The organism is Botrimarina hoheduenensis (genome assembly GCF_007859815.1).
GTDB classification, from domain to species: Bacteria; Planctomycetota; Planctomycetia; order Pirellulales; family Lacipirellulaceae; genus Botrimarina; species Botrimarina hoheduenensis.
Map to the genome: position 1 here is coordinate 736186 of NZ_SJPH01000002.1, position 22712 is coordinate 758897.

Consider the following 22712-nt stretch of genomic DNA (forward strand, 5'->3'; position numbering starts at 1 on the left):
GTAGGGGCAGGTTGATCGTGTCCGCGATTCCGCTGTGGCGACGCGGCCAGCCCCGCTGCTCGGCCGTGAGCTGGCGGGGCTGACCACGGTGCTCCCCGCACCGCTTACCGTCGGCGGCGACGCGCCAGGCTCAGTCCGAGCGTGCCGAGCAACAGAGCCGAAGTCGGTTCGGGCACCGCTGTGAGCGAGGCACCAAAGACAAACGCGTTTTCTTGGCCCGAAGCGGTCGAGGTCACGTTGTCGAACAGGATGATCGGCCGCACGAAAGCCGTACCGGCCGGCGCGATGGCGCTCATCGTAAAGCTCAATCCGTCACCCGTGGGCGGGAACGCGACGGGAACAATGTCAAACGCACCCGCGGCTGTGTTGTCGTCAGCTTGGTAGTACTCAAGCCCAAATCGCAGGTTGGCGGCGGCGTTGGATTCGATCCTCACGTCGAGCAGCGAGAACGTGTACTCAGCCCCCGCGACTCCCGCGATGCCGGTCTGGAAGACGCCGCCGAAGTTGCCCGGGTTATCCATAAACAAGCTGGCGTGACCGTTGGGGCCAAAGAACGCATGGAAGCCTGCGGCACCGAAGCTGCCCCAGTCATCGCCGTAGCTGCCATTGGTATCGGTGTCTTCGAAGCCCGGATTGGTCAGGAGTTCTTGAGCATCCAGCGGAGCCGAGCTGATCAGCCCGAATCCGCAGACAAACATCGTCAGGAGTACGCTGCGCATGAGTTCGATCACTTTCTTCATGAGGGGAGAAACAGGGAGAGTTCTGCGGCGGGGCAGATCGCCTGGCGAACGACCCCAGCGGAGAAGATGACCTAACCGTGGAAGAGAGTCAGCTTGCGGAGCGGGCCAGAATTCCCCGCTCGCGCGATAAGGATCAGCCAGGGAAGACGAGTTTTACGTCTCCCGCGACTGACTTCAGATTAGTAACTCTTTCAGTGGCAAGCAAGTATTATTTAAGTTGACGCATTAATATTTTTAGCCGGCAATTGCCATCATATACCCTCCATACCGCTTGCTTCTTTACGGAAGACAACTAAAGTTAAGTTAACGGATTGAATAAGAAACGCCAGAATCCTTCCGGCCCTCGACGCTTCGCTACTTCCGCCGAGCCCTCCCAGGTAGCTTGCTGCTTGAGCTTGCTGGGAGCCGCGGTGCGGCTGGTCTCGTCTGAATCTTTTGCCTCGACTCACCTCGCAAGAGCCCCGCTCAATGAGCGACAACCCGCGCATCGGTTTGAAAGACATCGCCGCCCACACGGGGGTTTCCTCCGCGGCGGTGTCGCTTGTGCTGAACAATCGGCCCGGCGTTTCAACCGCGACGCGTCGTCGCGTGAGCGACGCCGCTCAGCAGCTCGGCTACGTCCCCCGTCGCACGCGGCAATCAGCCCCTCGGGCAGCCCACGCGATGCGCTCGATCGGCTTCTACGCCTTCGGTGTGAACGCGGCGCTGGGGCACAGCTACTACGGCGACATCCTCTCGGGTGCGTCGGCCGCGGCTCGTGAGATGGCCGTGCAGCTCAGCTTTGAAGCATTCGATGGACCGATCGAAGACGTAGCAGAACTTCCTACCGAGGCCTGCGACGGCTTGTTGATCACGGGGCGTCCGCCGCGCGATTTTATCGACCGACTCCACCGTGACCGCGTGCCCTACGTGCTGGTCTGCTGTTCGCTGGCCCACTTGGTCGGAGACGCGATCGGTCCCGAGAACGTTGAGAGTTCGTACCAAGTGGTTCAGCACCTCGCGAACCGCGGGCACCGACGCATCGCCTACCTCGGTGGCGAACCGAACAACGCCGACGCCCGCGAACGCTTTCTCGGCTATCGTTGGGCCGTCGAGGACCTGGGGCTCGATGATGATCCCGACCTCGCGTTGCTCTCGTTCTTCGACACCGAGCACGGTGCCTCGGGACTTGCCGAGCTGTACGATCGAGCCGAGGGCTTTAGCGCGGTTTATGCCGCGAGCGATTTCCTGGCGATGGGTGTCTACCAATGGGCGCGTGAGCGCGATCTGTCGATTCCTGCCGATCTGAGTGTTGTAGGTTTCGATAACAACTCGCTGTCCCAAACCCTGCACCCGAAGCTCACCACGATCGGGCTCGACCGCGAACGCGTCGGACGCCTGGCGGTCAACCGCCTGAGCGAACTCGTTGCCACGCCGCAAGCACCGATGGTCATGCGCTTGCCCGGCAAACTGATCGAACGCAATTCTTGTCGCGACCTGCGAAGCTGATCATTGCGTTTCGGCACCGCTCTAGGCGTACTCATCTTCAACGTCATCCTCTCAGAATTACGGACCTCTCCACCGTGCTCAAGCAACGCCGAATGGTTCTCGCGGCCATGACACTCGTGCTGGTCAACGCCAATCCCGCTGATGCGGTTGATGTGTGGATCACGAGCGGCGATAAGTCGCGCCTGCTCAGCCAACAGACCGATGTCGTGTTTCAGAACGGCACGGGCAGCGGCGGTGTCGGCATAACGATCGACGCGTCGCAAACCTTTCAGACGATGCGCGGCTACGGTGCGGCGATGACCAACTCTTCCGCTTCGCTCCTGCAAAACAGCTTGAACCCAGCGCAAAGAGATCGTGCTATGGATGATCTCTTTTCGTCTGACGATGGCATCGGCTTGAACTACCTGCGGCTCGCGATGGGGGCCTCCGATTTCACGGCCGACGGCTTCTACACCTACAACGACCTGGGCCCGAACCAGACCGATCCCGCACTGGCCGGTTTTTCGATCGACCCCGATCGCCCCACGATCTTGCCGAGCCTGGACGCCGCCCGCGCGCGCAATGCGGACCTACAACTGATGGCCTCGCCCTGGAGTGCGCCCGGCTGGATGAAGACGAACGGCTCGGTCATCGGCGGCCAACTGGCCCCGCAGTGGCACGGTGCCTACGCCACTTACTTGCAGAAGTTTGTCGAGGCCTACGCCGCCGAGGGGCACCCGATCGATACGCTCACGCTACAGAACGAGCCCCTCTTCACCCCCACTAGCTACCCGGGCATGAGCATGCCCGCAACGCAGCAGATCGACCTAATCAAAAATCACGTCGGACCGAACTTTGCCGCCGCGGGGCTCACAACCCAATTGCTCGCTTACGACCACAACTGGGATAACACCGCCTACCCGCTGGCGGTGCTGAACGACCCGGTCGCCCGGCAGTATGTCGCGGGCACGGCCTTCCACGGCTACGCGGGCGACGTGAGCGCACAGTCGGTCGTCCGTAACGCCCACCCCGACAAAGAGATCTACTTCACAGAAGTCACCGGCGGAGATTTTGCCCCCGTCTTTGAAGACAACCTTATCTGGTACGCGCGCAATCTGCTCATCGGCGGAGCCCGCAACTGGGGGGCTACCGTGCTGCTGTGGAACCTGGCTCTCGACGAGAACGGCGACCCTCACCTGGGCGGTTGCAGCGATTGCCGGGGCGTTATCACCGTCAACTCGCAATCCGGAGCGGTTACGCACAACGAGGAGTTTTACTCTCTCGGGCACGCGAGCCAGCACGTTCAGCCCGGCGCGGTGCGGATCGGCTCGAACTCGATCAATAACCTGATCGAAACCGTGGCTTTTCAGAATCCCGATGGCTCGCAGGTTCTGTTAGCGCTGAACCCCACCCCCAATCCGCTGCTGTTTCGCGCGGTGCGGGACGGCAAGAACTTTCGTTACACCCTGCCGGCTCGCAGTGTCGCGACCTTCGCCTGGGACGCCGACGATCGGGCCGACTTCGGCAACGGTGGCTTTGAGCAGGGGGGCTACCACACCTCCGGCGGGTCGCTCGATGGATGGCTGCCGTGGGGCGTGACAAGCAACAACGTCCGCGTGACCAATTCCCAGGCCCTGGACGGGCAGCACGCCCTCTTGCTCTCGGGCCCCGGTGGCACCAATGGCTTTGCGGGCGCTTCGCAGGCGATCAGCGTTACCGCGGGCGAGCGTCTGCGGATCGACGCCAGCGTGCTGCTGCCAAATGTCGGATCGATCGCCGGCACCGACAACCAAGTGCTCATGAAGATCGAGTACTACAGCGTCTTCGACGGGCAGTTCCAGTCCGCGAACTTCTTGGGACAAGAACAGATCACGCTCGCCACGGGGGCCACGCCAACCGGCCAGTGGATCGCTTCGGCACTCGACGGCACCGCGCCGGCGGGGGCCGTCGAGGCCCGTCTGGTGTTTGTGTTCTCGCAGCCGAGCGGCTTGGGGGGCTCGGCATTGGTGGATGGGGTCAGCTTCGGCGTGGTTCCCAACCTCGCCGGCGACTTCAACAACGATGGCGTGGTCAACGCCGCCGACTACACGGTCTGGCGCGACGGTCTCGGCACAACCTACACCCAGGCCGACTACCAGATCTGGCGTGACAACTTTGGTGCCACGTTGCCGTCGGCGTCGGCGTCGAACGCCTCGGCACAGAGCATCCCCGAGCCCGCCGCGGCGTCGTTCCTGGCGGCCGGCCTGCTGTGCTGGGGGGGCGTTCGCTCCCTGCCGGTCGCCGCTAGACTGCGCTGATGGCGACTCTGCTACCCTTCCGCGGTGTCTGGCCGCAACTCGACGAGACGGTCTTTCTGGCCGACGGCGCGCGCGTCATCGGCGATGTCCACATCGGTGCCCACGCCAGCGTGTGGTTCAACGCCGTTGTCCGGGGCGACGTCTGCCCGGTCCGGATCGGGGCCCGAACCAACGTGCAAGACAACGTCACGCTCCACGTTACGCACGATACCGGCCCGCTCACCATCGGCGAGCGCGTCACGATCGGTCACAACGCCGTGCTGCATGCCTGCACGGTCAAAGAGCGGGTGCTGATTGGCATGGGGGCCATTGTGCTCGACGGGGCCGTGCTCGAGCCGCACACGCTCGTCGCCGCCGGCGCGCTGCTCCGGCCCGGCTTCACCGCACCGCCCGGCATGCTCGTGGCGGGGGTGCCGGCGGTTGTCAAACGCCCCCTCACCGACGCCGAGCGGGCCTTCCTCGACGTGTCGGCCGAGAACTACGTCCGTTACGTTGCCGCCTACCGCGCGGGCGGGTACACGGGCGCTCCGCCGCAGTCGCCCGACCTCGGTCTCGCGGGGGCCAATCGTGGTGACTGATCGGAAGCCCGCTCCGCTGCCGAGGGTCGTGATCATTGGCGGTGGCTTCGGGGGGCTCACCTGTGCCCGGGCGCTGCGTCGGGCTCCCGTGTCGGTAACGCTCGTTGACCGCTCGAATCACCATCTGTTTCAGCCGTTGTTGTATCAGGTGGCGACCGGCGGCCTCTCGCCGGCGAACATCGCCGCCCCCTTGCGTTCGATCTTTCATCGCCAACAGAACGCGACCGTGTTGCAGGGCGAGGTTGTCGGGTTCAACCTGCCAGCCAAGCGCGTGCTCCTCGCTGACGGAACCCTCAATTACGACTGGTTGGTGGTCGCAACCGGGGCCACGCACAGCTACTTTGGCAAAGACGAATGGGCCCCCGCCGCGCCGGGGCTCAAGACCCTCGACGACGCCACCGACATCCGCGCGCGGGTGCTCCGCGCCTTCGAGCAGGCCGAACGGATTGACGACCTGCAAGAGCAACGCCGGCTGCTGACGTTCGTCGTTGTCGGTGCCGGTCCGACCGGTGTCGAACTCGCTGGCGCGCTGGCCGAGCTGTCGCGTCACACGCTCAAAGGTGACTTTCGCCGTATCAATCCGGCCGACGCTCGGCTGGTGTTGATTGAAGCCGGGCCGCGTGTGCTCGGCCCCTACGATCCGACCCTGTCCGCCAAGGCGGCCGCGTACCTCCATCGGCTCGGGGTGACGGTTCTCACGCAGAAGACCGTCACGCGGATCGACGCGCGGGGTGTCGTCGTCCGCGACGCCGCCGCCGAAGAAGCGATCCCGGCCGCTACGGTGCTGTGGGCCGCCGGCGTGCAGTCCTCGCCGCTCGCGCAGCGCCTGGCCGAAGCCGCCGGGCTCGAAACCGACCGTGCGGGCAGGGTGCCCGTCGGTGCCGACCTGTCGCTCGGTGCCCACGCCAACGTGCTCGTCCTTGGCGACATGGCCAGCTGTGTCGGCAAGGGGGGCAAACCGCTGCCCGGCGTCGCGCCGGTTGCGATCCAGCAGGGGAGTCACGCCGCGGCGATGATCCGTCGGCGGCTGCGCTCGCAGCCCTCCACGCCGTTCCGCTACTACGATTACGGTTCGATGGCCACCATCGGTCGGTCGGCGGCGGTGGTCAGCATGGGGCGGCTGAAGTTCGCCGGCTACTTCGCGTGGCTCACCTGGCTGTTCGTGCACCTGATGCAGCTGGTGTCGTTCGAGAACCGGGTGCTGGTGCTCTTCCAGTGGGCCTGGAGCTACCTGACGCGCGGCCGCTCGGCCTGGCTGATCACGGGCAAAGACACGCGCCCGACAGCTTCCGCCGCCGCACCGTCCCCCACGCCATAAGCAAGCGGCGGTGTCGCGCAGAGGTTGTTGCGCGATACCGTTGGCTGCCGGTGCTGATATGCTCAGCCGTGCGTGCCGGGTGCCGCTTACCGCTGCTGGTGAGCCACCAGCGGCACCTGGCGTCGTGAATAGGGCCCGCTCAAATCACTTACGATCGGGTTCACCACAATCAGCCCCCGGTCAATGTCCGGGGGCTCAAAACAAAAGTCCACCGCTCGCCAGGGCTTCACTCTCCATCATTCTGACGAACAACCCTTCGTTCGTCCTGGGCTTCGATGCTGTGCTCGATCGAGGGCCGGACGAGCCGATCCAGCTCGCCGAAGACGGCCGTGCCGCCGCCGCCGGTGGGTTTCTTGTGCTTGTAGTAGAGATACCCGGCGGCTTCGAGCCGCAGGGCAAGGCGATGCAGCCCGTAGAGCCCGGCGGCGATTCCAATCACCAGTAGGAACAAGCGGATCAAGAGCCAAGCGGTAGGGTCGGGCATGAGACGGATTCGGTTGAGATGACTGCTTAGGTCGCTGATGCCAGTAGCTACGCCTTGACCTCTGTCTGCTGCCATCGGTCATCGTCCAATGCGACCAGTACTCGCTCCAACAAGTCTTCGAAGAGTCGCCGGTTATCGGAAGGCCAAAGCTGAATCTCGTCCCCCTCTAGCCTTAGCTTGCTCCGGTACTGCTCAAGCTGCCTGGTTACACACCCACGCTCGTGCATCAGTGCATTACGTATTTCTCTCGCGATCTTGACTGGTTCCGCGCTCCAACACTTGGAACTTGTTGATTCTCCGATGGCCTGATCTAGACGAGTCGCGAACGACGGATTCCTATCGCTTGACCGAATGCTGTCGTCTCCGGTCTTGGTCCTTGCCACGCCAACCAAGAATGCCTCATACGCGGCGTACGTCGTCAGATAGCAGAAGCGTTGCGAACTCACCACATAGAACTGAAATTCTGCGGTCCCCAAAAACTGTTCCCAAAGGTCGTTTTGTTCGATGTGGAGTGGATGTTTGGTTCTGGCAGACGCCAGTTCGCCAAGGATGTCAAGCACAGTTTTTTTTAGATCCCTCAATAGCTTCGGGTCCGCGGTGACCGTAGGAAGCCGCTGTGCAAGTATGCCAAGTACCCGCTCCATCGTCGTTAGCTGAGAATCAGCGAACTGCGGACTCCGATTCAGTCCATCAAGGAAAGCAGGGATTTGCCCCGTGACTTGGCCCGGTAGTGCAGCCGCGTATGCGGCCGCTCGCCATGCAAATCCGAGATCGTCGATAAGCGACGCGTTGCCCGGATGCATTCGCGAATACAGAGCTTGACCTTGCTCCGTAGTGAAGAAGTCGCGGTATGAGTCTAGGTTCGAATCTAGCCGCAACGTCTTGATGACACGCTGGCCAGCCGCCATGTCCTCTGCACCACTTTCTCTCGACGATCGTACAAATCTCGGCAAATGTATTTCTTATAAGAAGCGTGGGGTGCGACCCGGCATTCGCCGGATCGCACCCCACGCGGTTCATCCGTGTTTATCTGCGTACATCTCTGGTTACCCGCCTCACCCCTCCTTCACTTCAAACTCCGCGTCGATCGCGTCATCTTCCGTGGCGTCGGCTTCGGTCGGGGCGCCGTTTGCGGCGGTGGCGCTGTCGCCCGCCGCTTTGTACATCGCCTCGCTCATGGCGTGGGTGGCCTGCTGCAGCTCGTCGGTCGCGCTCTTGATCGCCGCCTTGTCGTCGCCGGTGATCGTGTCGCGGACCTTCTTGATCGCCCCCTCGATCGGGCCGCGGCTTGCCTCGTCGAGCTTGTCGCCCTGCTCCTTGAGCGTCTTCTCGACCTGATACGCGAGCGCCTCGCCCGCGTTGCGGGCCTCGATCAGCTCACGCTTCTGCTTGTCGGTCTCGGCGTTTGCCTCGCCGTCTTTCTTCATCCGCTCGATCTCTTCGTCTGACAGGCCCGACGATTGCTCGATCTTGACCGTGTGCTCCTTGCCCGTGCCCAGGTCCTTGGCGGCCACGTTGAGGATGCCGTTGGCGTCGATGTCGAACTTGACCTCAATCTGCGGCACACCACGCGGCGCCGGCGGGATGCCCTCCAGGTTGAACTGGCTCAGCAGCCGGTTGTCGGCGCACATCTCGCGCTCGCCCTGGAACACCCGCACCGTGACGGCCGTCTGATTGTCGTCGGCCGTGCTGAAGACTTGCTTCCGCTCGGCGGGGATCGTCGTGTTGCGCTCGACGAGCTTCGTCATGACGCCGCCGAGGGTTTCGATGCCCAGCGACAACGGCGTGACGTCGAGCAACAGAATGTCTTGCACATCGCCGGCGAGCACGCCCCCTTGGATGGCGGCGCCGATGGCGACCACCTCGTCGGGATTGACCCCCTTGTGGGGGTCCTTGCCGAAGATCGACTTGACGATCTCCTGCACCTTGGGGATGCGGGTCGAGCCGCCGACGAGGACCACCTCATCGATATCGGCCGCCTTGAGCTTGGCGTCTTCCATCGCCTTCAGCACGGGCTTTTTGACCCGATCGAAGAGGTTGTCGCAGAGCTTCTCGAACTCGGTGCGCGTGATCGTCATCTGCAAGTGCTTGGGGCCCGACGCATCGGCCGTGATGAACGGCAGGTTGAGGTCGGTCGATTGGGCCGAGCTGAGCTCCTTCTTGGCCTTTTCGCACGCTTCTTGCAGACGCTGCAGCGCCATGGTGTCGGAGCGCAGGTCGATGCCCTGTTCTTTCTTGAACTGATCGGCCACGTGGTTGATCAGCTCCTCGTCAAAGTCATCGCCGCCCAGGTGCGTGTCGCCGTTGGTGCTGATAACGCGGAACACGCCGTCGGCGACTTCGAGGATCGACACGTCGAACGTGCCGCCGCCCAGGTCGAAGACGCAGATCGTTTCTTGGCCCTTCTTGTCGAGGCCGTAGGCGAGGCTGGCGGCGGTGGGCTCGTTGATGATCCGCTCGACCTGGAGGCCGGCGATCTGGCCGGCGTCTTTGGTCGCCTGGCGCTGCGCATCGTTGAAGTAGGCCGGGACGGTGATGACCGCCTTGTTGACCTTGTGGCCCAGGTACGCCTCGGCCGACTCCTTGAGCTTGCGGAGCGTCTTGGCCGACACCTCGGGCGGGGTGAGCGTTTGATCGCCCGCCTTGATCTTCACGTAGTCTTCGGCGGCCCCGACGACCTCGTAGGGGACCATCTTCTCTTCCGAGGCCACCTCGCTGTGGCGGCGGCCCATGAACCGCTTGACCGAGTAGATGGTCTTCTTGGGGTTGGTGACGGCCTGACGGCGCGCTGGCTCGCCGACAACGGTCTCGCCCTTGTCCGTGAACGCTACGACCGAGGGGGTCGTGCGATTGCCCTCGGCATTGGGGATCACCTTGGCCTCGCGGCCTTCCATCACGGCGACAACCGAGTTGGTGGTGCCCAGGTCGATGCCGATGATTTTTTCTCCGGCGGCCATCTTGGTAGCTCCTTGTGCGAGTGGGGGGTCGCGTGCAGCGGGGGTAGGTGACGCGTGCAGCGGGTGTATGAAACGCAGGGCGCGCAGGCCCGCGGCGCAAATTGGTCGTAGCCGTCACATGTTCTAAGCAAAGAGCGTGCCGCCCATGCCGATTGCAACCGTCTTGACTTAAGCCAATGCGGGAGCAACACTTACGAACACACGGGGCGATTCGGTTGGGGGCCCTCAGCAGGCCCTCGGCTGCCACATCGCCATCCGGGGGCGATCGGGACTCTCCCCGGCCACGGTCTGACCGGCCAGAATGGCAGTTGGCATTTAGAAGCCCCGGCGAAAACGACGGTTACGCACGAGCGATGGCGAAGAAGAAGCCCCCCCACTCCGCCGCGAACTCCCCCCCGAGCAAAGCGGTGGCCTCGTCTCCGGCAACCACGCCGTCAGCCACGCCGGGAATCCGAACCCTGCGGGCCGAGATCGCCAAGCTCGACAAGCAGATCGCAGCCGCTGTTGCCGAGCGGGCCGAGCAGGTGCGGCAACTCGCCGCGCAGCAGCCGACTGCCGAGTCCCGCCTGAGCGATCTGGCCGTAACCGCGGTCAACCAGGGTAGCGGCGCGGTGAGCGACGCCGCCATGCGGGCCGTGTTTCGCGAGGTGGTGGCCGCCAGCCACGCGGCGGTGGCTCCGTTTCGGGTGGCCTATCTGGGTCCCGAGGACAGCTACAGCCATCTGACCGCCATCGCCCGCTTCGGCGAGGCAAGCGAGCTGACCCCCGTTTCGACCATCGCGGCCGTGTTTGAGGAGGTGGCCTGCGGCAGCTGTGCGCTGGGCGTCGTGCCGCTCGAGAATAGCACCCACGGCCGGGTGACCGACACGCTCGAGGCGTTCTCCAAGACCGAGGTGCAGATCTGTGGCGAGGCCCCCATGCGGATCCGCCACTGCCTGCTGGGGCAGGGGCCCCGTTCCGCGATCCGCCGGGTAATCAGCAAGCCGCAGGCGCTTTCGCAGTGCAATCACTGGCTTGCAGAGCATCTGCCGGGCGTGGAGACCACGCCTGCTTCCAGCACGAGCGAGGCCGCGGCGTTGGCGGCGGCGGACCCGCGTATTGCGGCGATCGCCAGCGAGCAGGCGGGCCGGCGACACGGGCTTGAGGTTCTGGCCAAAGGGATAGAGGACCAGCACGACAATATCACGCGTTTCGCGGTGATCGGCCCGCAGTCGGGCGAGAAGACGGGCGACGATAAAACGGCCCTAATGTTCGAGATCGCGCACGAACCCGGCTCGCTCGCCGACGCGATGGCGATTTTCAAGCGGCGGGGGCTGAATATGACGTGGATCGAGTCGTTCCCGATCCCCGGGAGCCGGGGGGCCGGGGCCGACGGCGGCCGCTACCTGTTCTTTATTGAGCTGATGGGACACCAGGCCGAGGTCCGCGTACGCCGGGCTATCGATTCACTACAGAAGAAATGTGTTCTGCTGCGGGTCCTCGGATCCTATGCGCGTGCGGCGGTGCTCGGCTAAACTGCCGAGCTTCGCGGCCCCCGACCGGCGTGGGCCAGGTGGGCGAGTGCCGCACCGTTTTCCGACCGATCGAGCCCCAGCCGCCGCCCGTCGCCGTGATCATCATCCTCCGCGAGTCCGCGACCGAAGATCAGATCACGCATGTGGTCGAACGCGTGCAATCCCTCGGATTGCAGGCCCATCTGAGCAAAGGAACCTATCGCACCGTGATCGGGGTGATCGGTGACGAGGAGCAGATCCGCTCGGCTCCGCTGGCCGCGATCCCCGGCGTGGCCGAAGTCGTCGCGGTCCAGCCCGCCTTTAAGCTGGCGAGCCGGACGGCCCACCCGGAACCCTCGGTGATCGAGGTTGGGTCGGGGAAAAATGTGGCTCGGTTCGGTGGCGGCCATGTCGGCATGATCGCCGGACCGTGCGCCATCGAGTCGGCCGAACGCCTCGACAAGATCGCGGGGGCAATCAAAAAGGCGGGAGCAACCGTCCTCCGGGGCGGCGCCTACAAGCCCCGCACCAGCCCTTACGCCTTTCAGGGGATGGGCGAGGACGGGCTCAAGCTGCTCCGCGAAATCGGCGACAAGCACGGCTTGCCCGTTGTCACCGAAGCGATCGACCCGCGCCATGTCGAATTGGTGGCCGAATGGGCCGACATGATCCAGCTGGGGGCCCGCAACATGCAGAACTTTGTTCTGCTTACCGAAGTTGGCAAAACCCAAAAGCCCGTGCTTATGAAGCGTGGCATGGCCGCCACGGTCAAAGACCTGCTGATGTCGGCCGAGTATGTCCTTTCGCAAGGCAACCCGAACGTGGTCCTGTGCGAGCGGGGCGTGAAGGGCTTCGACAATGCGTGCCGCAACATGTACGACGTGTGTGCGATCCCGCAGACCCATGAGCTGTCGCACCTGCCGATTATCGTCGATCCGAGCCACGCGACGGGTCGCCCCGAGATGATCCCCGCTTGTGCCCTGGCGGGCGTGGCGGCCGGTGCCGACGGCGTGCATATCGAGGTACACAACTGCCCCGAAGACGCCCTATCCGACGGGCCTCAGGCGCTGCTGCCCGAACAGTATGCCGAACTAGCGCAGCAGATTCGCAAGGTCGCCGAGGCGGTTGGCAAAACCATCTGAAGCCGAAGCCGAGAACGCCAGGAAGCACAGGACTCCGCCGCTCACGCGTTGCTCTACTAGGGCGTACCAAAAAATAGGCCTTACCAAAAAACGTAGGTGACTTTGATGCGTAAGAAGCTGATCGCCGGCAACTGGAAGATGAACACCGACCGGGCAACGGCCGTTGAGCTCGCCAAGGGCGTGGCTGCGGGTGCCGCCGAGGCCGGCGACGCCGACCTCGTGGTGTGCCCCCCCGCGGTCTACCTGTCGGTCGTTGCCGAGGCCTTAGCTGGCAGTCCGGTAGCGCTGGGTGCCCAGAACATGTGCTGCCAAGACAATGGTGCCTTCACCGGTGAAATCAGCCATACCATGCTGACCGACCTGGGCGTGGAGTACGTGATCCTTGGTCACAGCGAGCGGCGGACGATCTTTGGCGAAACCGACAAGAACGTTAGCGACAAGACTCTGAAGGCCCTCGCGGCCGGACTGGCCCCGATCGTGTGCGTCGGCGAGCTGCTGGAAGAACGCGAGGCGGGCAAGACGGCCGAAGTGATCCGCACCCAGTTTGAGGGCTCATTGGCCGGCGTGTCGGAGACCCAGATCACCAGCGTCGTGATCGCCTACGAGCCCGTCTGGGCAATTGGCACGGGCAAAGTCGCTACACCCGAGCAAGCCGAAGAGGTCCATGCCGACCTTCGCCGGTTGCTCACCGAACGCTACACTGCGGAGATCGCCCAGGGGATCCGCATCCTCTACGGCGGGAGCATGAAGCCGGGCAACGCCGCCGAACTGCTGGCGCTGCCCAACGTTGATGGCGGTTTGATTGGCGGCGCGAGCCTCAAGCCGGCCGATTTCCTGGGGATCGCCAAGGCGGGACTCTAAAGAAGAAGACTTTATCGCTCGTGGCCGAATCCCCTTTTAGTGTTTAGTGGGCCGATTCGCTGCGGCATCGCTACGGAAAAGCGTTCTATGGAAACCTTGATTCAGCTCATCCTGTCCGCCATGGCGGTCTTCATGATCCTGCTGGTGCTCGTGCAGCGCGGCCGGGGAGGCGGACTGGCGGGAGCCTTGGGCGGCCCGGGCGGCTCAAGCGCGTTCGGTGCCAAAGCCGGCGATACGTTTACCCGGATCACGGTCTGGGCCGCTGCCATCTGGATCATCACCTGTGTGTTGTGTGCCTACTGGGCCAACAATCGGGGTGACTCGTTTGGCGATAGCGAGATCAACCTCGCGACCGGTACGAGCCAATCGGACGGTGGCGACTCGGGCGCTAGCACTTCAGGTGCCGCGACGGCTGACGCCGACTCCGAAGACTCGCCCGCTGCGGAGACCACCACCGATGCCCCGGCTGAGACCAGCGGCACCGGCGAGGACGGCTCGACCACTCCCGACGACCAGCCCGCCAGCGAGTGAGGCTAGCTCTACAGTGCTCGTTAGCATGACCGGGTTCGGCGAAGGCCGGAGCGAATCGGCCTCGATCGCCGTCACGGCCGAGGTGCGTTCGATCAACAATCGGCACCTTAAGATCAGCTATCGATCGAGCGACGGCTATCACGGCCTGGAGCCCCAGGTTGAGAAGCTCGTGCGGGGGTCGATACGGCGAGGTACGGTGCAGGTGAACGTCCGCATCGAGCGCCGCAACGCCGCGGCCGATTACCGGCTCAACACCGCGGTGCTGCAGAGCTACCAGGAGCAATTGACGCAACTGGGAGGCGTCCATTCGATGCCCCCGCTCGAGCGTTTGCTCTCGCTTCCCGGCGTGATTTCCACGCCCGACGCATCTGCCGCCGATCCCGAGGCCGATTGGCCGACGATCGAAGCGGCTCTGTCAGCGGCACTTGCCGCGCTGGACACCATGCGGCGCCAAGAGGGGGCGGCACTGGCGGAAGACCTGATCGCCAATCGTCGCCAGGTAGAGGAGCAGCTGGCGGGGATCGAGGTGCGAGCGCCGCTCGTGGCGGCGGACTATCGCGAGCGGCTTCACGACCGAGTGAAGCAGGCGGTCGAAAAGCTGGGCGTTTCGCTCGAGCCCGCGGACCTGGTTCGCGAGATCGCGCTGTTCGTCGATCGGAGTGACATCTCGGAAGAGATCGTGCGGCTGCGCAGCCATCTGGAGCAGTTCGAGGCGACCATTGCCGCCGACGCTCAGAGCGCTGGTACCAACGGTAACAAGCAGGAGGGGGCCGGCCGCAAGCTGGAGTTCATCGCCCAGGAAATGGGCCGCGAGACGAACACGATTGGGTCCAAAGCCAACGACACGGAGATCTCGCGTCGGGTAGTGGAGGTCAAGGCTTCGCTCGAGCGTGTCCGAGAGCAAGTCCAGAACGTGGAGTAAGCACGTCCGCGACCAGTTGCCCCCCCTCCCCCTAGCCGGCAGACCGGCTCCTTTGCTCCGCTGCACCGCCCCCCGTCGGATTCGTCTCGATCGCCCCCGCCCATGCCCGCAGCCACCGGCAAACTCGTGATCCTTTCGGGCCCCTCGGGGGTCGGAAAATCGACGATTGTTCGCAAGCTGCTTGGTCGCACCGCGGAGCGATTACGGCTGAGCGTTTCGGCAACCACCCGCCCCCCCCGCCCGGGTGAAGCGGACGGCGTGGACTACCATTTTCTTTCGCACGAGGCGTTCGCCAGCCGGAGGCAACGGGGCGAATTCTTGGAATGCGTCGAGGTTTTTGGCCGGGGGCACTGGTATGGAACGCTTCTTGCAGAGGTAACGCCTAGCCTAGAAGCCGGCCGGTGGGTACTTTTAGAGATTGATGTCGATGGTGCTGAGCGAGCGCTGGCGGCGTTTCCTGAGGCGGTAAGCATCTTCCTGACCGCGGCGGCCGATCCCGCCGAGGCGCTGCAGGTGCTCCGCGAGCGGCTCGAAGCCCGTGGCACCGAAGATCCCGAAGCGATTGCCCGCCGGCTGGAGGTCGCCCAACGCGAGCTCCAGCGGAGTTCCCGATACCGATACACCGTCGTCAACGGCGGGCCCCAAGAAGGGGGCCTCGACTTCGCCGTCGATGAAATCCACCAATTGCTGGTCGCCGAAGGATTGCCCGTATGATTGATGCGCTGAAAGAAGAAGAGATCGTCAACAAGGTCGGTGGTCGATTCAAGCTCTCGACCCTGATCCAAAAGCGCCTTGTCGCCCTTAACGGGGGCGCTCGTCCGCTCGTGAATATCGACTCTCACGAGAAGATGGAGATTGTGGTCCAGGAGATTCTTCAGGACAAAATCTTCCTCGACTCGTCCAGCGAAGTGAAGATCACCGGCGCGCCGCAGGACTTGGGCGCGCTCGAGTTCGATCTCGATAGCCTCTGAGCGAGTTGCCGCCGTGTCGGAGATCGTGATCGGCGTGAGCGGCGGTGTGGCGGCCTACAAGACGGCCTACTTGGTCAGTCGGCTTGCGCAGGCCGGGCACGGGGTGCGTGTGGTGATGACCAGGGCCGCAACCCAATTTGTCGGCCCCCCCACCTTTTCCGCGCTCACCGGACGCCCGGTGCTGGTCGATTCCTTCGATCTGGCCGAACACCCGCTCGGACCGCATATCGAGCTTGCCCGCGGTGCCGACCTGCTCTGCGTGGCCCCGGCGACCGCCGATCTGCTCGCCAAAGCCGCGCTCGGACTGGCCGACGACCTGCTCAGCACGCTGCTGCTCTCCTTCACCGGACCGGTGCTGATGGCCCCGGCCATGAACGCCGAGATGTGGGCCAAACCCGCTGTAAAACGCAATGTTGAGCAGCTTCGGGCCGATGGCGTGCACCTGGCTGAGCCGGGCGAGGGGTGGCTGAGTTGCCGGGTTCGTGGCCCCGGCAGAATGGCCGAGCCGGAGGACCTAGCCAATCTGATCGTCAAAATGCTCCAAAGCGGTGCCGCCTGACCGTGCTTGCCCAAGCTCGGTAGCCGCCCCCGGTGCTAGCCCTGGACGAAACGCTCTTTCGGGACGATACTACTTGAACGATCCCCTGTAGCTCAGTTGGTAGAGCGAGCGGCTGTTAACCGCTTTGTCGTAGGTTCGAGTCCTACCGGGGGAGCTTGATCGTGTGGCCGCCAGTCTTTACGACTTTCGGCCTTTTTCTTGGCATGCCGCGATTTTCTTGGCATGCCGCGATGCGTGGGTCTGTTGGCGGATGCCAACTCGCTGGCTACGCAGAGCCTCATCGACCCCCTCTACGGGGTCACCGAGGTTTTTGGGCACGCCGACGGCTTTGATTGCCGGTGCGGTTTCTACGGTTCTTTTCTGGCCGAGGCTGTAGCCAAGCCTGCTCTGGTAGCTACAATTGGCGACTTATTGCGGGCAGATAGTTAGCGATTTTATTGATGATGCGTTAGGCGGGCTGTTTCTTTGTTCCCCACCTGATTGGCCCCGCGGCCCTTCAACCGCTTCGCGTTTTTTTGGGCAAGTAGCCCGCGAGTCCGCTTTTGACGGATCGGACTCACAGCGCATTTCGAGGTTGCGTTCCTCTTTTGGTTTTTGCACACAGGTAATTGCGTGCGCTGTTGCCAAAAAACGTCATCCGCTATCGACCGATGATCCTGTTCCTTCCCGATCGACCCCCCAGATTGTGTGATCCAATGAATAGCATTCGCTTCGCAGCCACAGCGTGCATGGGATGGCTAGCTCTGCTCTCCGCAGCCCCCCACGCACTCGGTATGGATTTTTTTTACGTCGGCCCCAGCAACGGCAACTTCTTTGATGCCGCCAACTGGAACGACCAAGCCGATGGACTGGGTGCCTTCCTATCGACGCCCGTCATCGATGGCGTAACCGGCGAGATCGAGCACGCTTTGGTGATCGATAACGCTGCGGTCTTGGCAGGAGCGAGTGTCGTTTTTGGCGGCGGGTCGCTGACGATGAACACCGGTGCCGGGCTCACGGTGAGCGGTGGGTTTGATATCCAGGGAGCGGCCTCGCTGACGATGACTGGTGCCGCGCTGTCCGCCAACTCGGGAGCGACCGGCCAGATCGAGTTCAGCTCTGGATCGACCGTCTCGATCTCCGGATCGATGGTCACGGCGAGCGATGATATTTTCCTGCGGGGGTTCACTACCATCGCCGATTCGATGTTCGAGAGCACGGGCGACGATATCGAGTTTCGTGACACCGCGACAATTGTCTCCATCAGCGGCAGCGACTTCTTCGCGTCGGGCATGGGGACGACCGACTTCAATCAGTTCATCATTCTTCAGACACCGAGCATGACGGTTTCGAGCTCGTCTTTCCGAGGGGGATTGCTGGGTATTGATGGCGAAACGGTAACCGCAGTTCGCGCGATCGACTCCAGCTTTGTGTTCTCGGGCGATGTCGAGAACGCTTTTGCCAGTTCATCGGTTGGTGTTCACACGCTGAGCCTTGAGGGAACCTCGACACTAGAAGCCGATCAACTCGAAGAGGGGGTCGCGCTGTTCCTCAAGGGTTCCTCAACGGCAACGTTTATCGATTCGCTGGCTGACGCGGACGGTGATAGCTGGCTAACCGGCGGGGCCTCGGTCCGCCTTGATTCGTTCGATGCGTCGCTCGTGTTCCCCAGCGATCAGATCACCGATGTCCGGAACCGCGTCTTTAACGGCCTGGCTTCAACCAGTTACGCTCTGAGCCCCGGGACGTTCTCACCAAACAACTGGGACGGCTTCAGCGCCGTGACCTTGCAGATTGTTCCCGAGCCGATGACCGGTGTTCTGGCGCTGGTTGCAGGAGCGGGAATCATTTGTGGTCGTCTCCGCTGATTGCTTACGAACCGACCGTCTTGCGGCGTGCGGATCGTCTCTGATTCATGGACAATCCGCCGCCGCTTTTTTGATCGTTGTCGCTGCTGCTTCGCTGCCTCGCCCAACTTGCCTCGTGCCTCATCGCGAGTCGGCCCACCCGATACTCTCACTCCCCCGCAGTTTCTATGAGTCGCAATCGTCGGAAGTCTATTGGCGGAGCCGCTGCTTGCTGGATTGCCATGATGGCTTGGGGGCCGATGGCTGAGGGAGCCAAGGTGCCTGTTGCCGGCGTCAGCCCCAACAACACCGCGAACCCGCTCCGCACGATCGAGAGTGTTGTCTTCAGCCCCAACGGCCAGCAACTGCTGATCCGCGGGGCCCTGACCGCGAGCTCCACCAACGACTTTGCCTATACTCTCCCGCTCAGCGGGGGAATCCCAACGAAGGTAAACGAAGGAACGGCAGACGTGGACTTCGTTCCACGCTACACACCTGACGGAACGCAGATTGTTTACTCCGCCAATAACCAGTTGCTGCGTGTTCCAGCGGCAGGGGGAGCGGCAACCACTATCACCACCGACGATACCCGTTTCTTTCACATTACTTCGGATGGTCAGCGCGTCGTCTACATCTCGCGGCCAACCGGTAGCACGCCCGACGTGCTCCGCTCGGTTCTGCTCACCGGCGGGGCAACCACGGTGCTTTCCACTCCCACCCAGGGCGATATTGACCGCGAGACCTTTCAGCTTACTCCCGACGGCCAGACGGTGGTGTTTGCGTCGAGCTTTCTCAACCCCACCTCAGCGAACGAGGACTCGCTTTTTCGTGTTCCCGCCGCTGGGGGTGCCGCTCCGACCCTGATCAACTTTGGCCCCACCGCTCCGCACATCATCGACATCCGTGGCGTTGAGGTCACGGGCGATGGCCGCGTCGCCTTCGTGGCCGACTATTTGGTCAACAACAACTACAACTTAAATTTTGTGCCGATTGGTGGTGGTACCGCCGCTCTTCTCCCAGGCTTCAGCATCCCTTCGGGCGCCGATATCCGCGACTTCCGTCTGTCTCCTGACGGACGTTACTTCGCGTTCTCGTCAGACTTCCAGACCGTCAATGTTTTTGAGCTGTATGTGGCAGAGATCACGGGCGGCGCGCCGGTGAAAGTCAGTTTGCCGTTCACGGCTGAGGCCATTGACTTGGACATCACGGGCGATGGCTTCCCGGACATCTCCGATGGCAACATCGATAGCGATATCCTGGAGGCCGAAGGGGCGATCGCTTGGTCGCCTGACGGGCGTAAGGTTGCCTACATAGCGGACGGTGAAATCGATAATCTGTACGAGCTTTATCTGGTCGATAACCCGCTATTCGAAGCCGCACCGGGAGATTACAACGCCGACGGCCTCGTCGATTTGGCGGATTACACCGTGTGGCGTGACACGCTGAATTCGACAACCGATCTGCGTGCCGATGGCTCCAATAACAACGTGGTTGACCAGGCGGACTATGCGTTTTGGGTGAACGCCTTCAATGGTGTCAACGCGGTCGCGGTGCCCGAGCCCGGTACGGCGGGGTTTGTTCTGCTCGGGTTGCTGGCAACGTACTGGTCAGCGCCACTCACGAGGGATGCGGTGCGGAGCTTGCCGAACTGAATCAACAAGCGTGCGACGATTTAGCCTGACACCTATTTTGGTATCCAATGGAGAAGCGTGTGATTCCAGCCAAGAGACGACGCGCAGGCAAGAAGCCGCGACCGTGGCGAGGTTTGGCCGGTTTTACACTCGTCGAGCTCTTGGTGGTGATCGCCATCATTGGCATCTTGGTTGCGTTGTTGCTGCCGGCAGTTCAAGCAGCGCGTGAGGCCGCCCGCCGGATCAACTGCACCAGTAATCTGAAGCAGATTGGTCTGGCGGTTCTGAACTATGAATCCGCACGCGGCAAGCTCCCGCCCGGCGGTTCCTACGGACCCAAACCCACCAGCTCGCCGACCGCGCAGGTCACGCTGATCGCGGGCCTGAACCACAGCTGGTTCGTGTTCATCCTGGAGTATCTGGAAGAGCAGGCGTTGTTTGATCAGTTTGATGTCCAGTCGGTCAATGTCGCGTTGACGCCAGGTTCACCGGCCGCCAACCAGCCTACGTCGCTGCTGTGCCCGTCCGATGGTGCCAGCGGTCGGCGTTACGAGCATCGCTTGCTGAAGATCGATGGGCAGCCGTCTTACTTTGGCAAAGGCAACTACGCTGCTTACACAAGCGTTTATCACGCCGATCGGCTGGGCTTTCCCGGGGCGATTCCGCTCTTCGGGCAAGAGCTGCGGGAGGTGTCAGACGGCACGACCGCTACGCTGATGGTTTCCGAGGTTCGCACGCGCGCTACCGAGAAAGACGTCCGGGGAGCTTGGGCGTTGCCCTGGGCCGGTGCCGCCTTGCTGGCCTATGACATGCACAGCGCTAATGGCATCAGCGGACCCGACGCGGTAGACCGATTCGAACCGCTCACAGCTTGGCTCGAAGACGGTTTAGCCAGGACGCCTAACGGGCTGATCTACGACGCGATCGATCGGTGCGACGGTCCTGAAGAAGCACTCTTTGAGGGGCTCCCCTGCACCGGGGATGGCCGAGAGGGGGGCCTGTCTTTCCAATCGGCCGCACCGCGCGCGGCTCACACGGGCGGAGTGAACGCTGGCTACCTCGACGGGCGTGTGGAATTCGTCCTTGATGATATTGATCCGCTGGTCATGACTTACCTCGTGTACGTACGCGACGGTAGTAGCATCCGCTAGCCCGATTCCCCGTTCATTGCCGGGCGTTTCGCCCGATCGCCCGTGTCAAAGTCAAAGTCTCCACCGCCTTCTTTGCTGTTGGTCGCTTGCCTAACGCTAGGAATCGCGTTGCTGGTTGCGGGGTTTGCCTGGCCGGTGCTCTTTGGCAGGCCCTCCGAGGCGGCCCGAAACGAAGCGACCGAATTCCTCGACGCTAGCCAGGCGATGGAATCGGCCGCCGCCGCCCGCACCGCCGCTGAACGCGACGCCCAGATGAGCGAGGTCCGTGACCGCTATCGTGAGGCCCGGAAGAAAGTCGAATCCACACGCGATGCGGCGGGTAAGACGGCTTTCTGGTTGAAGGTTGCCGGAGGCGGCGTAGCGGCGGTGGGTGCCTTTGGTCTGCTGGCAAATCGTTCTTAGTGTCCTTCACTTAGCTCCTGCATGCGGCGTCCTAGCGGTCGCCGTCTTCTGCCGATGTCACGCTCGCCCCGTCCCGCTGCTAGTCGAGCGAATCGGTTCGGGGTGTGTCTCACGCTGTTGTCACTCTCGGTTCCAGTTAGCCCTGCCGCTGCAATCGAGTTGGTACTCGATTACACGCTAGATGAGAACAACGCGAATTGGTTCGGCGTTTCTCCCGAGGGAATCGCGCGGCGTGCGACACTCGACGCCGCGGCAGATTTTTTATCGGCGATCATTACGAACGAAGACTGGAGCGCCCTGCCATCGCTGAACCGTTCATTCGGTCTGACGGACTTGTTTGCGTCTTCGATCATCGGACTGGATGGCCAGCCGATTGCTGGCTTCGCCGAATCGGATGGGCGTGGGTATGAGTACTCGATCCCAACCAGTAACCGATCGGCGGTAGGGGCGAACCAGTACGTGGTTTATGTGGGAGCGTTCGCTTTTGACACCGCCACCACGGCACGAGCCAAGGGGGGCTGGAACGACGCCGACCGACGGAACCCCGCCGGCTTCGCGGGTGTCGAGTTCAACACCTGGGGCGGGCGGATCTACTTCGATCTGAGCGAGAACTGGTACTGGGGCCAAAATCCGGGCCCTAACCCGACCGACAACTACGGGGTTCAGGACCCTAACAAGATGCCGCTGGTCGATATTACGACCGACAACTGGGACTACTCAACGGTCTCGGATAGCTGGAAGGGCTTTGACCTGCGGACGATCGACGCTGGCGCCGCTAGCAAGGGGGATCTCTACGGAACGGCCTTGCACGAACTCCTGCACGCTTTGGGCGCAACCACCAGTAATTTTACTGACTATGTGGGGCTAAGCCCTCAGGGCGATCTGCTGGGCCCTAATGTGGTCGCCGTTCACGGCGGACCGGTGCCGGCAGCGGGAGGCCACTTTGCCGAGAACCTGCAGTCGTTCGTATGGGATTCACAGGGTATTGTTTCGGAAGCCTTGCTGGATCCCAACTCGCTCAGCGGGGTCCGCAAGTACCTCACCGAGATTGATGTGGCGTTGCTTCGCGACTTGGGATACGAGGTCCTACCGAATTTTGCCGCGGAGCCTCTCGCGGCCGATTTCAATCTAGATGCGGTTGTTGACCTCGCGGATTACACTATCTGGAGAGACAGCTACGGTTCGACGGAGCAACTTGCAGCCGACGCCGATGGAAGCGGCACGGTTGACGAAGCGGACTACCTCGTGTGGGTAGCCGAGTACGGAAGGCAGGCGCCACCTACCGCAATGAGCTTCGCGACGCCTGAGCCGGCCTCGCTGATGATCGCGGCGGTGGGAGCGCTCTCTCTACGGCAACGACGGGGCTTTTATCGTCGTTAAGC

Annotated in this window: 20 protein-coding genes and 1 tRNA gene; 18 read left to right on the forward strand and 3 right to left on the reverse strand. The window is 62.8% G+C overall.

Annotation, left to right across the window (positions count from 1 at the left end):
- Positions 1–104: 104 nt before the first annotated feature.
- Positions 105–740, reverse strand: a complete 636-nt coding sequence (locus Pla111_RS06690; RefSeq protein WP_146572573.1) for a PEP-CTERM sorting domain-containing protein — start codon at positions 738–740, stop codon at positions 105–107.
- Between the two features lie 468 nt (positions 741–1208).
- Here Pla111_RS06690 and Pla111_RS06695 point away from each other — a divergent pair, with 468 nt between their 5' ends.
- From Pla111_RS06695 to Pla111_RS06710, 4 genes are all read left to right on the forward strand, one after another.
- Entirely contained in the window at positions 1209–2228 is a 1020-nt protein-coding gene (locus Pla111_RS06695; protein WP_146572574.1) for a LacI family DNA-binding transcriptional regulator, read from the forward strand.
- 74 nt (positions 2229–2302) lie between these two features.
- The gene (locus tag Pla111_RS06700; protein ID WP_146572576.1) at positions 2303–4504 is read left to right on the forward strand and encodes a glycoside hydrolase family 30 protein; all 2202 of its coding nucleotides are present in this window, start codon (positions 2303–2305) and stop codon (positions 4502–4504) included.
- On the forward strand, positions 4504–5082 hold the full coding sequence (locus tag Pla111_RS06705; RefSeq protein WP_146572578.1) for a gamma carbonic anhydrase family protein: 579 nt from the start codon (positions 4504–4506) through the stop codon (positions 5080–5082). The genes Pla111_RS06700 and Pla111_RS06705 overlap by 1 nt, the downstream gene beginning before the upstream one ends.
- Complete coding sequence (locus tag Pla111_RS06710) at positions 5075–6400, forward strand: NAD(P)/FAD-dependent oxidoreductase (RefSeq protein ID WP_146572580.1); 1326 nt, start codon at positions 5075–5077, stop codon at positions 6398–6400. Before Pla111_RS06705 ends, Pla111_RS06710 begins: the two co-directional genes overlap by 8 nt.
- 226 nt (positions 6401–6626) lie before the next feature.
- Here the strand turns inward: Pla111_RS06710 and Pla111_RS06715 are convergent, their stop codons facing one another.
- Both Pla111_RS06715 and dnaK read right to left on the reverse strand, forming a co-directional pair.
- A complete protein-coding gene (locus Pla111_RS06715; RefSeq protein WP_146572583.1) occupies positions 6627–6884 on the reverse strand; it encodes a hypothetical protein in 258 nt (85 codons plus the stop codon).
- 1055 nt (positions 6885–7939) lie between these two features.
- Positions 7940–9841, reverse strand: coding sequence for a molecular chaperone DnaK (dnaK, locus tag Pla111_RS06720; protein ID WP_146572585.1), 1902 nt, complete (start codon positions 9839–9841; stop codon positions 7940–7942).
- 353 nt (positions 9842–10194) lie between these two features.
- Here dnaK and pheA point away from each other — a divergent pair, with 353 nt between their 5' ends.
- The 14 genes from pheA (at position 10195) to Pla111_RS06790 (ending at position 22710) form a co-directional block, all read left to right on the forward strand.
- The gene (gene pheA / locus Pla111_RS06725) at positions 10195–11355 is read left to right on the forward strand and encodes a prephenate dehydratase (RefSeq protein ID WP_146572587.1); all 1161 of its coding nucleotides are present in this window, start codon (positions 10195–10197) and stop codon (positions 11353–11355) included.
- Between the two features lie 95 nt (positions 11356–11450).
- Positions 11451–12476 (forward strand): 3-deoxy-7-phosphoheptulonate synthase, encoded by a 1026-nt coding sequence (gene aroF / locus Pla111_RS06730; RefSeq protein WP_146572589.1) that lies wholly within the window; start codon positions 11451–11453, stop codon positions 12474–12476.
- A 105-nt stretch (positions 12477–12581) separates the two neighbouring features.
- The gene (gene tpiA, locus Pla111_RS06735) at positions 12582–13337 is read left to right on the forward strand and encodes a triose-phosphate isomerase (RefSeq protein WP_146572591.1); all 756 of its coding nucleotides are present in this window, start codon (positions 12582–12584) and stop codon (positions 13335–13337) included.
- Positions 13338–13424: 87 nt separating this feature from the next.
- Entirely contained in the window at positions 13425–13868 is a 444-nt protein-coding gene (gene secG / locus Pla111_RS06740) for a preprotein translocase subunit SecG (protein WP_146572593.1), read from the forward strand.
- 25 nt (positions 13869–13893) lie between these two features.
- Positions 13894–14790 (forward strand): YicC/YloC family endoribonuclease, encoded by an 897-nt coding sequence (locus tag Pla111_RS06745; RefSeq protein WP_197524817.1) that lies wholly within the window; start codon positions 13894–13896, stop codon positions 14788–14790.
- 102 nt (positions 14791–14892) lie between these two features.
- Complete coding sequence (gene gmk, locus Pla111_RS06750; RefSeq protein WP_146572597.1) at positions 14893–15504, forward strand: guanylate kinase; 612 nt, start codon at positions 14893–14895, stop codon at positions 15502–15504.
- Entirely contained in the window at positions 15501–15761 is a 261-nt protein-coding gene (locus Pla111_RS06755; protein ID WP_146572599.1) for a DNA-directed RNA polymerase subunit omega, read from the forward strand. The genes gmk and Pla111_RS06755 overlap by 4 nt, the downstream gene beginning before the upstream one ends.
- A 13-nt stretch (positions 15762–15774) precedes the next feature.
- The gene (locus Pla111_RS06760; protein ID WP_146572600.1) at positions 15775–16320 is read left to right on the forward strand and encodes a flavoprotein; all 546 of its coding nucleotides are present in this window, start codon (positions 15775–15777) and stop codon (positions 16318–16320) included.
- Between the two features lie 81 nt (positions 16321–16401).
- Positions 16402–16474 (forward strand) — tRNA-Asn (locus Pla111_RS06765).
- A gap of 541 nt (positions 16475–17015) precedes the next feature.
- The gene (locus tag Pla111_RS06770) at positions 17016–18167 is read left to right on the forward strand and encodes a hypothetical protein (protein WP_146572602.1); all 1152 of its coding nucleotides are present in this window, start codon (positions 17016–17018) and stop codon (positions 18165–18167) included.
- A 167-nt stretch (positions 18168–18334) separates the two neighbouring features.
- A complete protein-coding gene (locus Pla111_RS06775) occupies positions 18335–19798 on the forward strand; it encodes a PD40 domain-containing protein (protein WP_146572604.1) in 1464 nt (487 codons plus the stop codon).
- Between the two features lie 113 nt (positions 19799–19911).
- Entirely contained in the window at positions 19912–20928 is a 1017-nt protein-coding gene (locus tag Pla111_RS06780; RefSeq protein WP_197524818.1) for a DUF1559 domain-containing protein, read from the forward strand.
- A gap of 42 nt (positions 20929–20970) precedes the next feature.
- Positions 20971–21330, forward strand: a complete 360-nt coding sequence (locus Pla111_RS06785; protein WP_197524819.1) for a hypothetical protein — start codon at positions 20971–20973, stop codon at positions 21328–21330.
- A 54-nt stretch (positions 21331–21384) separates the two neighbouring features.
- The gene (locus Pla111_RS06790) at positions 21385–22710 is read left to right on the forward strand and encodes a hypothetical protein (RefSeq protein WP_146572610.1); all 1326 of its coding nucleotides are present in this window, start codon (positions 21385–21387) and stop codon (positions 22708–22710) included.
- Positions 22711–22712 lie beyond the last annotated feature (2 nt).